The sequence below is a fragment of the Paenibacillus sp. LHD-38 genome, from assembly GCF_031157315.1.
Taxonomy (GTDB): Bacteria; Bacillota; Bacilli; order Paenibacillales; family Paenibacillaceae; genus Pristimantibacillus.
Genome location: NZ_JAVIFU010000059.1, coordinates 20,659 through 34,267, shown reverse-complemented (window position 1 = coordinate 34,267; position 13,609 = coordinate 20,659). Strand labels below are relative to the sequence as shown.

Genomic DNA, 13,609 nt, shown 5'->3' with positions numbered 1-13,609 from the left:
TTCTTTCGGGTAAAATCTTTTTCAGGGTTTTTGACATAAGGTGCTGGTGCGGCTGACATTTCTCGTATGAGGGATGTCAGCGTTTGTTTTAGCGAATTTGCGTACTCATTCATTGGCGTTACCTCCTCGTTTTTCAAGGGGCTTCGCCACACATTTATACCTATTTGTCAAGTCTTATTTCTCTTTTTCGTACAAAAAAAGAGCGGGCTATCTTTTTCGATAACCTGCTCTTTTTCTTGATATTTGGACCTGCGCCTTAACTAAATGACATTGGCCGTTTGGTAGCCCTTCTTTACGCTAACTGGCAGATTTGCTTAATAACAGAGGGATTTTGTTTTTAGACACGAATCTATAATCCGAGGAATAAATCTGTAATTATTCGGGAGTGGCATGAGTTGATAAATTTCTTTCGGTATAACTGGATGGTAAGAGATGAATGGTTTGAATTGTGTAAGCAAATTTCAGATGATGAGTTGATGCGTAAAAGTATTGGTGGAGTAGGTGGTATTCTATATACACTATTTCATATTGTAGATGTGTAATATAGCTGGATTCGTGGAATTCAGAGAAAACCAGATATACAAGTGCAATATGATAAATACAAGTCTATTCAGCAATTACGGGATCTTTCAGGTTCTTGGAGAACCGAAATACAGCTGTTCCTTGAAACATGGAAAACGATTTTGAACACGAAATTGTGACCGTACCATGGACGGAAGGACGTTACACCAAAGGTGAAATCTTGCGTCATGTGATTGCCCATGAAATTCATCATATGGGTCAACTATCAATATGGGTAAGAGATCTTGGGTTTCAACCAGTATCAGCCAATGTTATTGGAAGAGGGTTGTTTTAGATTTGGAGTTAAGCTCCCTCGGGGAACGACGGAATAAAGACACGACGGCAGCCTGCCAGAAGTATGGCTGCCTTTTTTCACTAACTGGCAGGATAGTTCGTCCGATAAGAACATCTTTCGGAGGTGTAAAATGATATATTTAGAAACATCGAGATTGCAATTGCGTGACTGGGAAAAAACAGACTTAGAGCCGTTTAGTCGACTAAATGCAGATGAACAGGTTATGAAATATTTTCCTAAAACCTTATCAACGGAAGAAACATATGCATTCTATAAATCAGTTCTATCCGAATTTAAGGAATGTGGTTTTGGGTTATATGCCGTCGAAGTAAAGGAGAATAAAGAGTTTATAGGATTTATAGGATTTCATAGGACAACATTTGAGGCTGATTTTACACCATGTATTGAAATTGGATGGCGACTAAAAAAAGAGGCGTGGGGAAAAGGGTATGCAACCGAGGGGGCGGCAGTCTGTTTACAATATGGATTTAACAAATTGGGTTTTCATGATGTTTATAGTTTTACAGCGGATGTTAATGCGCCATCGAAAAAAGTAATGATAAAAATCGGTATGAGTTTTATTAAAATGTTTAATCACCCGAAAGTTGAGAAAGATAGTCCTTTAAATAAACATGTTCTCTACCATATAAAGCAAAAATAATTCAGCTAACGGGACACAATAGTTCAATGCCGAAGGGCTGCCGCGTGGAAGCCCTTCACTCAACAAACGGGCAGTTTAACGCAATATTAGTCGTTTTGGATGGTCTGTTATGATACAATTAATTCCAGATACTTAATTCTTGCTGGCTCTTTAAGTCACTGGAGGAAAATCGGATGGTAATAAAAGCAATTGATGAAAAGCTAAGAGCGGAAGCAATCAAGTTTAGAGGATCAATCATTGTATCCAGAGGGCAAGTACATTCAATAAATAAATTGCCAGGGTATGTAGTATTAATTGGTGATGAAATAAAAGGAATGATAACCTTCCACATAAGTGAAGGCGATTGCGAAATCGTGTCCCTCGACAGCAAAGTTGGGGGTCAAGGTATCGGAACTAAACTGATTGATTTAGTTATATCAGCAGCGAGGGAACAAAACTGTAACCGTGTATGGATGATTACTTCAAATGATAATATAAGGACTATTCGTTTTTATCAAAAAAGAGGATTTGACATGAAAGCAGTTCATCAAAACGCCATCACAGAAGCAAGAAAAATAAAGCCATCAATACCCATGGCAGGATTTGATGGGATACCAATTCGACACGAAATTGAATTTGAATTGCTCTTAGGATATTGAATCATACCGCCAACAGAGAAGAGCTCAATACCGTACATCACGAGGCTTCAGCAGGATCGATCGGCAGCCAGGCTGTGCTATCTGGCAGTAATGCGAAAGAATCGGATTAGGAATAACATGGAATAACGTAGTACTTTATTAGGAGGTTTATTAGGAGGTGGATTTAGCATGGAACTTCTAAGGGTTTCATCTGAAAAGAAAATAATACTACGAAACCTAATGGAATTATATCAGTACGATATGAGCCAATTTGAGGATGAGAGCGATAATGATGTTAACGAATATGGCCTTTTTGACTATAAATATCTAGATCATTACTGGACTGAAGACGGGCGGCATCCCTTCTTTGTGATGGTATCGGGGAAGCTGGCTGGGTTTGTTTTAGTTAGGGAAATTTCAGTTTCAGACGATTTACCCAAGTTCTCAATAGCGGAGTTTTTCATTTTAAGAAAGTACCGAAGGCAAGGAGTTGGAAAAGAAGTAGCATATAAAACATTTGAGATGTTTAAGGGAATATGGAGTGTTTCTTGGTTGGAAAAAAATTCGCTTGCAAAAACATTTTGGACGAGGACAATTTCAGAATACTCGGAAGGTGAATATTCAGAAACTACGTACGCAGGTAACCCTGCGGTAGAATTTAACTCATGGGCTCAACGGAGAACGATAGCGCAATAATTATGACTGGAGCAGGCGCCGCGGCGACCTGCTCCTGATCGTTTAAGTAACGGGCAGGTAATTAAATAGACACGTGGTATTTACTTGGATATAGCAATTATGGGAGGCGATATTCTATGCAATTAAAAACCAGTTACCAGTACATACCTGTAACTAATCTTCAACAGGCTTTGGAATGGTACTCAGAACATCTCGGCTTTAAATTAGCGGTTGAAGACCCGATTTGTCTAGAATTGAGAACAGAATCAGGAGTTCGGGTATTCTTAATCCCTAATGATGAAGGTAAAGTTACTTCGCATATGAATTACACTAATGGTGTACAAGCAACATACGGCTTTACTGTGGCTGAGGATATCCATTTGCTTTACCAGCAATTCAAAGACAAGGGTATTAAGGTAGGAAAGTTGACAGACTATCAAGGCTTGTCCTTTAAGTTTTTTGACCCAGATGGAAATGCAATTGAACTTTGGGGTGACTACCCAACAACATAGTTCATTAAACTATCGGATACGATTGCTCAATGAACATAAGAAACGGCGGCCGACTTAATGGCAGCCGTTTTCTCAAGTAACTGGAAGTTATCTTCAATGCTCTTTTATGGTAATATACGGTTAAACTGACAATTGAATTGAGGGGAAACCGATGAAAATAAGAGAAGCTCACATTGAAGATGCTGAAAAAATCGCAATTGTTCATGTTGATAGCTGGAAAACCACTTATAAAGACATTATTTCCGAATCGCATTTGTCCAATCTCTCCGTTGAAAATAGAATGAAAAGTTGGTTATGGACATTTGAAAATCTAAACGTACATGAAAAAATATTCGTTGCAGAGGACAGAGCAGGTAAAATCGTTGGATTTTCTAGTGGGGGTCGAAGTCGGAATGATGAATTTAAACATGATGGAGAACTATATGCAATCTATTTATTAAAGGACTACCAACGATTAGGCTTAGGAAAAATGCTGTTCAATTCGGTTGTAGAGTCATTAAAGGATAATGGCTACTCATCAATGATGTTGTGGGTTCTAAAAGATAATCCGTCCCTTGAATTTTATAAAGCACAAGGTGGTCAAATAATTGGACAGAAGGGTATTACAATAGGCGGAAACAATTTAGTTGAATTAGCTATTGGATGGGATAGAAAATAACAATTAGTTTTTAAGCAAACGGGACATGATAGCGGAAACAGTTGCTTCGGCAACTCTTTTTAATAGATTCTGATGAAGTGTAGTAGTACAATATGAAGAAATACAAAAAGAAAGAACAACTCGATCCTGGTTAGTATACAAAAAGAATAAATGTACTATTGAGACGTATGAAAATCCCTTTCACTTTTTAATAATAAAAGGGATTTAATCAGTCCTAGAAAAATCGGTACATTGTTGATGCGATAACAGGTATCATTAACTTCATAATAAGATAATCTTAGGACGGTGACAGGGATGAATCTCATTCGCTTTGTTTTTCTTTTTATTATTAGCATAGGAATAGGACTTTTAGTGGGTTTCTACGAAATCGAACTATCAATTTTTGTTTTTATACCGATTGTGCTCGGGATAACAGTACTAATATATTTGGATCAAATCATTTCTTTCCTCGTTCTTTATTTCTCTCGTGATATGGATCGTGTTGAAAAATTTCTTTATAAACAAAAACATCCCTACTACACAGCCCTACTTGACATAACAATTGGTAATTATGATGAAGCCTATAAAAAAATAGAACGTTTGAAAAGTTGGGGAAGGCAACAACAGATGCGAGCTCTTTTAAAAGCTGCACTATATTTAGAAAGGAATAATATATCCGCAGCGAAAAGGGAAACCGAAATGATTAAAAATCCTGAAGTACGCTCTTACAATTACGCTCTGATCGCTCTAATGGAGATTCAATGGGAGACATATAGAATTTACAAAAGCAAACTGAAAAATAAGGTCTTTCTGTATATACTTGAGGCCGAAGAAGAATATAAAAAAGGAAATATGGAAAAAGCCGAGCAATTGGGTAATCTGGCAATCAAAGCTTCAAAGGGACTTCAAAAATATTTAATGCTTACATCATTGGCAAGGCAGCGAACCAAACCTAACCGCGAGTCATATTTTTAATACGATAAATAAAAATAATCATCAATGGTTCATTACGTAAGGCAATAAACCATTGATGAGTATAAAACATTTATATTCGGTATTTCTTCATAAAAATCTCCGCTGTATACGCTGATATCCTTGCATTAATTTCTAATAGTAAAGTATTCACGAGTAAATGTAAGACGCTCCTCATAACCACGACAATTAGCCCGATAATCAAGGCTGCAATGGGTGCCACTGAGCTGGTTGCTGACTACTTTGAAACCATAAATGATACAGGCAAAGCATCTACCGTTAGCTATAACAATATTGAAGAAATGATCGAAGTTGAAGCTGAGTTAACCGATGAAATAATAGCTAGTCTGAAAAATATATTCGACATTAATATGTTGAGAATTATGTTTTACTTGGCATTTGAATTTGTATAAATAAAAAACCTTGTACTATTATCGGGCATGAATTATATTAAATTAAATAAATAAGATCGGTTTTGCGGAAGAACCGTAGACCAATAATCCTTGTTAACATTAAGGGATTAGGTCTGCGGTTTTTTGCATTTCCGATGAAAATGGAGGGTGAAGAATATGAAATGTTGTACGTTTTGCTCGAATGAAGCAGAAATGCTGTTTAAACATCTGAATTACGACATCGGCTCACTGTGCTTGGAATGCTATATGAAAATCCAAGCAACGTGTTCGACATGTGGAGAAGGCTTTATGCCGCGCGAAGTCCTAGAAGGTGTTACGTATAGAACCAAGGCAAAATTTATTGGAATGAGCGAGATGAATATTATTGTTTGTGATTGCTGTTATGAGGCAATTCAATAGGCATTTCCAGAGCAAATGGAATGAAAAGGAAGGGAGCAGAAAGATCAGGAAGAGCAAGTGAGTATATTGATGGATTAGAGCCATTTAATTAATCTGTGAGAGCCACTGTACTAATAAAATAGAGCCACAATGTTAATCAGAAAGAACCACTCATGCACCACAAGGCTGAGTTGGGTATTAAGCTAACTGGCAGTTTAATGCAACAAATGTTCTCCACTTTCGTCTATTTGATGAAGGGAGAGAACATCCATGAATAGCTTTCGCTATCTTTCAAGAATTATCATTAGAACGTCTTTAATCACGGTTTTTTTGACGAGCTGCGGTGAGGATCAAATTAAGCCTGTCATCAACAAAGTTGATCACCATGTCCAAACAGTGCCAACAAAAGCTTCCTCAAATGAGGATACAATGATTGTATCTGTACTCGGCATGGACACGGAGAAACGTGAAATTCATTTAGATATTGATGATTGGGTGCACCGAAATAATACGACTGGAGAACGAGAGGACATCATGCACTCGCAAACCGTATCCTATGATGAAACGACTGTTTTTGATTCCGAAAACGGACTGATCGATCCAAAAAATTTAAAAATAGGACAAAAACTAGCGGTGTCGCCGACCCCAGCAAGTGAAACTGAAAGAGATAGACACGCCTACAAGGCAAACAAAATCTTTAAAGTCAACATGTCTAAGCAGGAAAGATGGAAGGGCTTCTTAAGCCGTGGGGATGGTTTCCACACAGTAGTGATGTACGAGGAAGGTACAAGGCCACCATTTGATGAGCTGGATTTCGAAAAACACGTGCCGATATCATTCAAAGGTGGCATTTGGTGGAAGGCTCATGAAGAGGGAACGGTTGTTGATTATAAACAGGAATTCGGCTTTGAGAAGCTACCAGTTATTCTCGTATTTAATAAGGACGGCGTGGTATTTCAGACAGATAATGTGGAAGAATTAAAGATCTGGTCTGATGCCAACCGTTCTTAAGTAACATATCTTCCACGCTAGAAGAAAAAAATGTTACGACAACGGAGAACATTAGATCAATAATAAATTAGGTTGCCAGAGCATTAGGCAATCTGGTTTAATTTTCTTACTGTAAGGTATCCCCCTGGATCTTTCATATGGATCAGATGTATGTGGAACACGATGAAGGTTCACAATCTAATACCTCACTTCCTTGAAGTGAATTTCAAGTAACTAAACGATAGATAAAACGAAGAAAAGCCCCTCGTTCGCATTCCGTTACTTTCCACGGTCAGCGAAGCGGGGCTTATTTTAATGTGCTACATGTAAGAGAGCCTCCATAATCCTATCACTTTGGAACGGCTTTACTATGAAATCTTTTGCGCCTTCGGTAATTGCTTCAAGGACGATTTTTTGTTGTCCTATCGCCGAACACATTATTATTTTTGCTTCCTCGCTACTCTAAGGACTATCAAACGTACCTTTAGCCACGAAGTATAGCGAAGAGCCTTACGAACAGACGTGTGGCAGGTGGAACACGGTTTTCTTCTTTTTCTTTTGAGGTTCTAACGTTTTCCCATTTTTCTGTACAGACAAATTCTTACGTAAATTACGTCTCGGTTTTCAGGTGAAGAAAAAGGTATAAAATCTAATAGGTGCAAAGTGTGCAAATAGCATTAGTTGCTTGCCTTGTCGTTTAGTGTGAATATTGAGCGTCAGTTCGCAGTTGCTCCTTTTTTATTTAAATTAACGTGCAATTTAGCGCGATAAGATGATACAAGTTTTATTCCCATATCGGAATAGAAGCATCGTCTGAGCTCCGATAAATCTGCATAAATTTTTGCAATAATATAGGTTCAAAAATATAAGACTACTCATATTCTTTAATTAATGACGGGAACGAAAAATCACGTTTGACAAATGTCCAAGGCGATTTTTTTTGTTTTGGCTCTGTTATTCTTGATTGTTGATTTCTGACCAAAAGAAACTATAGTTCTCCGTGATTTGAATAACTCCACTGATACTCCATACCATTCGTAGTTTGTAATGCTCTTTCCTTGCCGAAAACTTTCTCGACAACAAAGAGTGATAAATCAATTCCCGCAGATATTCCTGCTGATAAAAGAATCTTACCGTTATCAACAAATCGTCTATCTCTTATAATTTCCGTAGTAGGTGCGATTTCTTCCAGAAGCCCAAATACATTATGGTGTGTAGTTGCTTTTAACCCGTCAAGCAATCCTGCTTTTGCTAAAAGTAATGCTCCTGAACATACCGAAAACATTAACTCAATATTATTATAAGATTGCTTAATCCACTCAATAATTATCGGGTTATGCATTTCTTTTCTTGTCCCAAGACCACCTGGAATTATTAAAATATCTGGCTTGGGGCAATCAAAAATACTGTAATTAGGCATTATGCATAAATTTCCATAACCCGTTACTACCGATAAATTCTCCGCAACAGTGTATACTTTGATGTCCTCTCTATTCGCATGGGTAAACACATCATAAGGTCCAGTAAAATCTAAAATTGTTACGTTATCAAAAATCAGTATTGCAATGTTCTTTGGTACACGTACAGGTTCTACAGGAATCATTGTAAACATATAGCTCTCCCTTCTAAGCCAACTTAATATTATTTATTATGAGTTTAGTGTTTTTGAATGAACATGTATTTAGCAAACAATAGTTTACACTTATTCCATTCACCAAGTTACAACGGAAGCATTAATGAAAACTGCCCGTTACTTCAATAGAAAATCAACAACAAAGGTTAACATAGCCTTTGTTTTAAATATTTTGAACCTCATCATAGTTATACTTCCACTCTAAAATACCATCAAGCTTACAACCGCAATTCTTAAACCTGTGGTAATCTTCATTAGTTGCATCGTAATTTATTGTCATTGTTGAACCACATTGATTACATTCCCATACATGCCATATCTCCAAATTTGTTTGTCCCTCCTATGTAGCTTCCTATTTTATGATCATTTCCAAAATAAAAAGTATATATAACTGCAATTCAACTGAAGAGAGTATCGAACGGGCAACTTAATTCCTTCTCCAATCGTCATAAATGTTTAAGGGGGATTGTAATGAGAAAAATGGTGATTACTTTAGCTATCTGCTTCATTATTGCGGGGGGTATGAACAAAGAGAAAAAGTTACGTTGGCACAAATTAAAGATTTATTTGAAAATCATGGGGTTTCGATGTTAGAAGAACCAGGCTTGCATCCAGAAAGCGTATTTTCAAGAGCATATAATGATGTCACACCAAGGCGTTTTGTAATTGATGAAAATCAAAAAATCAGCATTTATGTCTACACCTCCAGCGAAGAGGTTAGAAAGGGTATAAAGGATTTCGAGAAAAAGACAGCAGCAGCGGATTTGAGTCCATACACCATATACCAAATAGCGAATGTATTAATTTTTTATGTGGCAGATGAATCCTTTAAAGATGAGCGAGTGGATATGGTTGTCGAGGAGCTGCGGTCTCTAACGGAATAAAATATAAGTAGCATAAACGGAAGTGTTATAAAATTAGTTGGGAACGACCACCAATCGATGAGGTGATGAAAATGCGGAAAAGCACAACAATGGTCTTATTGAGTTTTTTGATAATGTTCAGTATGTGGTTCGTGGTCAATCCATTAACTGTCCAAGCATGCTCTTGTGCGGAGCCTCCAAGCGTAGAGGATCAGCTGAATCGAAAAACCGCAATATTTACGGGAAAAGTTTTGACTTTGACAAAATCTTCTAAAGGAAAGATTTGGTCTTCCGCAGATCCTGTTAAAGCCCAAATGGAAGTGAAAACGGTATGGAAAGGTGAATTAGGTTCTCAAACGACTGTTTACACGGCATTGAGTTCGGCAAGTTGTGGATATGAGGGATTCGAAGTGAATGAAGAATATATTGTTTTTGCTTACGGTGATCCAGATCGACTTGAAACTGGTCTTTGTGGAGGAACAAAGACGCTTGCATCTGCGCAAGAAGAATTAAAAGCATTGGGAGCAGGATATGAACCATCAAAGACTCCATCCGAAATATCTAACTTTAAAGAAGAAACAAATAACCGATTCGTTAAAATCGGTATAGTGATTGTCGTTTTTCTCGCATTTTTTGTGTTGCTGGTTATATCCTTTAGAAGGCGCCGCCGATAATTCTAAAGGTTTCATACATCTTATATTGAGAGGTGTTTTTATGAGGGGATTCAAATTATTACTAAGTCTTATAGTGATAACATTTTTATTGGCAGGTTGTGGATCACAAGGTAATGCTGACAATATCAGCTCTAACTCGGCAGATTATGATGTTTTAAACAAACCACGAGCGGAGATAACTGAAGGCGATTTTGTATACAGACTAGTCACCGAGAATGAAGAGTATCAAAAGGGTGATTCAGTGAAGCTTTATGCTGAATTAGAATATATAGGCGATAAAGAAACGGTCACGATTTATCATGCTGCGTCTCCCTTCTATTTTCCGATCGTGGAGAAAACAAGGGATTATGATATTTCTTATAGCATGAACGAACCGTTATTAAGCACAACTCTCAAAAGAGGTGAACCTCTTCGGGAAGAGTATAAGAAAAGCGGTGGATACGACGAACAAGACAAAAAAAGAATATGCCGATTTTATAAAAAGTTTTTGGGAGAATGGGTTTCCTGCTGGTTATTATGTTGTTGATGGTTATGTTGATTTTTATGTTCAATCATCCAATGAAGACACTAATGATAAAGAAGATTTTAATATAAAGACTCAAATTGATTTCAAAGTAAATGAGTAGGACTCGTTTATTATATGCACTCTGTTGAATGTTATCAGGGTGCGGGAGTTGTATATATACAAGGGGTGGGGGCGACCGAGAATGCAAAGAACGTTAGCCTTTTTAGTATTAATAATTACTGTCTGTGGATTGATAATTGGTTGCAGTAAATAATGGCGATTAGGTAACTGTAAAAACAAAAGGATATATCATGCTATCGTACACCCCACAAGCTGTGGTAGATGAAATTATCAGACATTCATTAAGTAAATAAATGCAGGGCTATTTTTTAACTAACAAATAAAGTCATGAAAAAGGGCGCTAATCAAGCGCCATTATCGTTTTCGTTCTTTTGCTTGCTGTATTCGTTTTAACCAAAAATCTGATGGTTCGTAGACAATGAGTGAGTAATCAAGTTCGTAACCAAGGGGAGTTGCTAATTGAATAAGCAACAATTTCTTTAAATCCGAAGGATATAAATCACCTGTTTTAATGGTCAAGACTTGAACTCCATTTCGTTCGGGAGTGCCTACGACAATTACTTGGTTTCCTTTTGTATATATATCAGTGACAGTCATCTGAAAAACAACGATATACAAATCAAGATCAGTTTTATTTTGAAACATAGGGAAATCAATGCCAACGTTCTTTTTGAAATTTAACTCGCCTGATATTCCAATGTCATAAGTGGTAAATAGCCGATGGAGCGCGTAATGTATTCGCATAGGAACATAACTCCATCTACCTCCCCAATAAGTGCTATGCCAATGTTCTTCATAAACGGGTCTTTTATAGTTAGGGTCATTCTTAATAACTTTGAAGCGAATTTTTGTTCCCTTATCCATTATCTCAGGAATAGGAATGGTGTCGGAAGGGTAGTATTTTTCGGCTTCTACTTCCTCTTGTGAATTAGTAATCGAAGTCGGTTCAGTTGGCTCAAGTTGTTTCAAACGTTTTTCTAGCTCTTCAACCCGTTTATTTACCTCTTCGGAGTCATTAGCATGGGATTTCGGCAATCCTTGTGCATAAGAACTTGAGAAGAACACGGAGAAAGTCAATAATATGGATATGGTTATCATATAAACATTACTTACTTTTGACATTTTCAACACCTCATGGTTATGTTGTTACTTCACAAACAATTTTATGTAAGAAATTCCCTTGAACAAACGGGAAACAATAGTTGAACAAAACACATTGATAAGCAAGCGCTGCGGTGGCCTGCTCATTTTATTAAGCTAACGGGCAGGATAACTGAATGAGAGATAGTATTAATATGAATAGGAAAATAATGTTTAGACTGTGATTTCGGGAGTGAAGCTTATGAAGTTGATAATAATATTCGGACCACAGGCAGTTGGAAAAATGACCGTTGGACATGTGTTAGAAGAAATAACGGAATTGAAGCTTTTTCATAATCACATGACAATTGAATTACTTTGTCCGTTTTTAGGATTTAGTCCTGAAATGTGGGAATTATCAAATCAATTCCGTCAAAAGATATTTGAAGCAGTCTCGAAGAGTGATTTGAATGGATTGATATTCACTTATGTATGGGCGTTTGATTCGGAAAAGGACTGGGATTACGTGGAAAATGTTTGCGAAATTTTTGAAGGAAATGGCGGAGAAGTTTATCTTGTAGAACTTGAGGCTGATTTTGATGAAAGAATTGAACGTAATAAAACCCCCCATAGACTAGAACATAAGCCTTCTAAAAGGAATGTCGAACAATCCGAACACAGAATGAGAATTGCAACAGAAAACCATAGGTTAAATTCATATGAAGGGGAAATCACAAGAAAGAATTATATAAAAATTAATAATACAAATCTGACTCCAGTGGAAGTTGCTAATAGCATTAAAGAAAAGTTTAGATTATGATGGGTAACTCGGATTGACGATTACGCTAACGGGTAACTATAGTGAAGTTACAGATGTAAATAAGAATTGGGAGCAAATTGCATGCGAAAGAATAGCAAATTGATTTTGGTTGAAGGGTTGTGCGGCACGGGCAAATCGACGTTAGCAGAACGATTGCATTGCTACCTGGTACAGCAAGGCATTTCCTCTCGTTTCTATGACGAGGGTGCAAAAGGACATCCTACGAGTTTGAATTGGCACGCTTTCTTCAGCGAAGAGGAATATAAGGAACTTCTGATGCGGTATCCAGACACCGCTAATGAAATCCGTTCATGGGCCATAAAAAATGGTATCAATTATCTGATTCCTTATCGTGAAGTCAAGGAATTCAACGAGTTGGATGCGCTCTATTTAGAGCTGAAGTCCCGTGAGTTATGCTGGACGGATTCGCCCGTAGCCGCGCTGTCAGAGTTTACATATTCGATTCAGCGGCATTGGGCACGTTTCGCTGAGCTTGCCAGCAATTCAGATGAGGTATATGTGCTCGAAGCAGTTTTTTTTCAGCATCAGATTCATGATTTGTTAGGTCATTATCAAGCTATTGATCACCATATCGAGGAGCATATTCAGGGAATTGCCGATCAGATTGCTGCTTTGCAGCCCGTGGTGATTTATTTAACTCAGCCGAGTGTGCGGGACCAGCAGGTTTGGATTTCTTCCATCCGTTCAAGACCCCACTTCGCGACGGAACAAAATATTAGGTTAATGGAAAACCGTAAGCGGATCGAATTGAGACTGCTTGATAAGCTGCCATTTCTAACTTATACAATTGAAAATGTAAACCTTGACTGGGAAGAGGTCTTTAGTAATATGGTGGAGGCCATAGGTCGAAAAATCGGATAAAGTGTGCGGTACATTTTGGTCTGTCATGATTATTGGAGCGACTACTTGATTAAGTAGTCGTCTTCTTTTTATAAAGCTAACGGGAAACGATAGTTGAACACACAAGGAGCAGTTTGATGCGGTAGCTGCTCGCTTTCTTTGTTAAGCTAAATGGAAGTAATAATAAGTAAAAGCTTGAATGTCAGGTGCATAACATTTAAAATTATGATATCTATCTTAACGAGGTGAAATGGATGTCATTCCGTATCGTTCAAAGTAATTAGTTTTCGGGCTGGAGAAAACGCGTACCAGCTGCCAAGGGGATTTTCTGCCCTATTGGTAACATGAAACCAGAACTTTGAATGGTGTCGGGCTGATATC

General features: G+C 37.5%; 14 protein-coding genes and 2 pseudogenes. 13 read left to right on the top strand and 3 right to left on the bottom strand.

Translation table 11 applies throughout. The features are described 5' to 3' along the window. Nucleotides 1-395: 395 nt before the first annotated feature. The 8 genes and pseudogenes from RCO25_RS30170 (at nucleotide 396) to RCO25_RS30135 (ending at nucleotide 6,732) form a co-directional block, all read left to right on the top strand. Nucleotides 396-856: pseudogene (locus tag RCO25_RS30170) on the top strand (DinB family protein). 130 nt (nucleotides 857-986) lie between these two features. After that, nucleotides 987-1,517: a GNAT family N-acetyltransferase gene (locus RCO25_RS30165; protein WP_308999784.1), complete on the top strand. Its 531-nt coding sequence runs from the start codon at nucleotides 987-989 to the stop codon at nucleotides 1,515-1,517. 173 nt (nucleotides 1,518-1,690) lie between these two features. Continuing rightward, nucleotides 1,691-2,155 carry a GNAT family N-acetyltransferase gene (locus tag RCO25_RS30160; protein ID WP_308999783.1) on the top strand — a complete coding sequence of 155 codons (465 nt, stop codon included), beginning with the start codon at nucleotides 1,691-1,693 and terminating at the stop codon, nucleotides 2,153-2,155. 168 nt (nucleotides 2,156-2,323) lie between these two features. Next, complete coding sequence (locus tag RCO25_RS30155; RefSeq protein WP_308999782.1) at nucleotides 2,324-2,830, top strand: GNAT family N-acetyltransferase; 507 nt, start codon at nucleotides 2,324-2,326, stop codon at nucleotides 2,828-2,830. 116 nt (nucleotides 2,831-2,946) lie between these two features. After that, nucleotides 2,947-3,321, top strand: a complete 375-nt coding sequence (locus RCO25_RS30150) for a VOC family protein (RefSeq protein WP_308999781.1) — start codon at nucleotides 2,947-2,949, stop codon at nucleotides 3,319-3,321. A gap of 151 nt (nucleotides 3,322-3,472) precedes the next feature. After that, entirely contained in the window at nucleotides 3,473-3,979 is a 507-nt protein-coding gene (locus tag RCO25_RS30145) for a GNAT family N-acetyltransferase (protein ID WP_308999780.1), read from the top strand. A gap of 294 nt (nucleotides 3,980-4,273) precedes the next feature. Further along, nucleotides 4,274-4,933: a hypothetical protein gene (locus tag RCO25_RS30140; protein WP_308999779.1), complete on the top strand. Its 660-nt coding sequence runs from the start codon at nucleotides 4,274-4,276 to the stop codon at nucleotides 4,931-4,933. A gap of 1,058 nt (nucleotides 4,934-5,991) precedes the next feature. Then, nucleotides 5,992-6,732 carry a hypothetical protein gene (locus RCO25_RS30135; protein ID WP_308999778.1) on the top strand — a complete coding sequence of 247 codons (741 nt, stop codon included), beginning with the start codon at nucleotides 5,992-5,994 and terminating at the stop codon, nucleotides 6,730-6,732. Nucleotides 6,733-7,023: 291 nt separating this feature from the next. Here RCO25_RS30135 and RCO25_RS30130 read toward each other — a convergent pair. Continuing rightward, nucleotides 7,024-7,161: pseudogene (locus RCO25_RS30130) on the bottom strand (response regulator); the annotation flags it as partial. Nucleotides 7,162-7,699: 538 nt separating this feature from the next. Continuing rightward, nucleotides 7,700-8,323, bottom strand: a complete 624-nt coding sequence (locus RCO25_RS30125; protein ID WP_308999777.1) for a DJ-1/PfpI family protein — start codon at nucleotides 8,321-8,323, stop codon at nucleotides 7,700-7,702. A gap of 566 nt (nucleotides 8,324-8,889) precedes the next feature. On the opposite strand from RCO25_RS30125, the gene RCO25_RS30120 reads away from it, so the two are divergent. The 3 genes from RCO25_RS30120 to RCO25_RS30110 all read left to right on the top strand — a co-directional run bounded on the left by RCO25_RS30120 (nucleotide 8,890) and on the right by RCO25_RS30110 (nucleotide 10,407). Next, complete coding sequence (locus RCO25_RS30120; protein WP_308999776.1) at nucleotides 8,890-9,228, top strand: hypothetical protein; 339 nt, start codon at nucleotides 8,890-8,892, stop codon at nucleotides 9,226-9,228. Between the two features lie 71 nt (nucleotides 9,229-9,299). Next, nucleotides 9,300-9,881: a hypothetical protein gene (locus RCO25_RS30115; protein WP_308999775.1), complete on the top strand. Its 582-nt coding sequence runs from the start codon at nucleotides 9,300-9,302 to the stop codon at nucleotides 9,879-9,881. 40 nt (nucleotides 9,882-9,921) lie between these two features. Beyond that, complete coding sequence (locus tag RCO25_RS30110; RefSeq protein ID WP_308999774.1) at nucleotides 9,922-10,407, top strand: LptM family lipoprotein; 486 nt, start codon at nucleotides 9,922-9,924, stop codon at nucleotides 10,405-10,407. A gap of 414 nt (nucleotides 10,408-10,821) precedes the next feature. Here the strand turns inward: RCO25_RS30110 and RCO25_RS30105 are convergent, their stop codons facing one another. Further along, nucleotides 10,822-11,589: a hypothetical protein gene (locus RCO25_RS30105; protein ID WP_308999773.1), complete on the bottom strand. Its 768-nt coding sequence runs from the start codon at nucleotides 11,587-11,589 to the stop codon at nucleotides 10,822-10,824. Nucleotides 11,590-11,809: 220 nt separating this feature from the next. Between RCO25_RS30105 and RCO25_RS30100 the strand changes: the two genes are divergently transcribed. After that, a complete protein-coding gene (locus RCO25_RS30100; protein WP_308999772.1) occupies nucleotides 11,810-12,367 on the top strand; it encodes a DEAD/DEAH box helicase family protein in 558 nt (185 codons plus the stop codon). An 81-nt stretch (nucleotides 12,368-12,448) separates the two neighbouring features. Then, nucleotides 12,449-13,249, top strand: coding sequence for a P-loop NTPase family protein (locus RCO25_RS30095; RefSeq protein WP_308999771.1), 801 nt, complete (start codon nucleotides 12,449-12,451; stop codon nucleotides 13,247-13,249). The last annotated feature ends 360 nt before the right edge of the window (nucleotides 13,250-13,609 follow it).

Excerpts from the sequence above, each read along its gene's own strand:
- RCO25_RS30150 (WP_308999781.1), top strand. The coding sequence starts at position 2,947 with ATGCAATTAAAAACCAGTTACCAGTACATACCTGTAACTAATCTTCAA.
- RCO25_RS30095 (WP_308999771.1), top strand. The coding sequence starts at position 12,449 with ATGCGAAAGAATAGCAAATTGATTTTGGTTGAAGGGTTGTGCGGCACG.
- RCO25_RS30145 (WP_308999780.1), top strand. The coding sequence starts at position 3,473 with ATGAAAATAAGAGAAGCTCACATTGAAGATGCTGAAAAAATCGCAATT.
- RCO25_RS30135 (WP_308999778.1), top strand. The coding sequence starts at position 5,992 with ATGAATAGCTTTCGCTATCTTTCAAGAATTATCATTAGAACGTCTTTA.
- RCO25_RS30140 (WP_308999779.1), top strand. The coding sequence starts at position 4,274 with ATGAATCTCATTCGCTTTGTTTTTCTTTTTATTATTAGCATAGGAATA.
- RCO25_RS30105 (WP_308999773.1), bottom strand. The coding sequence starts at position 11,589 with ATGTCAAAAGTAAGTAATGTTTATATGATAACCATATCCATATTATTG.
- RCO25_RS30110 (WP_308999774.1), top strand. The coding sequence starts at position 9,922 with ATGAGGGGATTCAAATTATTACTAAGTCTTATAGTGATAACATTTTTA.
- RCO25_RS30125 (WP_308999777.1), bottom strand. The coding sequence starts at position 8,323 with ATGTTTACAATGATTCCTGTAGAACCTGTACGTGTACCAAAGAACATT.
- RCO25_RS30155 (WP_308999782.1), top strand. The coding sequence starts at position 2,324 with ATGGAACTTCTAAGGGTTTCATCTGAAAAGAAAATAATACTACGAAAC.
- RCO25_RS30115 (WP_308999775.1), top strand. The coding sequence starts at position 9,300 with ATGCGGAAAAGCACAACAATGGTCTTATTGAGTTTTTTGATAATGTTC.
- RCO25_RS30160 (WP_308999783.1), top strand. The coding sequence starts at position 1,691 with ATGGTAATAAAAGCAATTGATGAAAAGCTAAGAGCGGAAGCAATCAAG.
- RCO25_RS30165 (WP_308999784.1), top strand. The coding sequence starts at position 987 with ATGATATATTTAGAAACATCGAGATTGCAATTGCGTGACTGGGAAAAA.
- RCO25_RS30100 (WP_308999772.1), top strand. The coding sequence starts at position 11,810 with ATGAAGTTGATAATAATATTCGGACCACAGGCAGTTGGAAAAATGACC.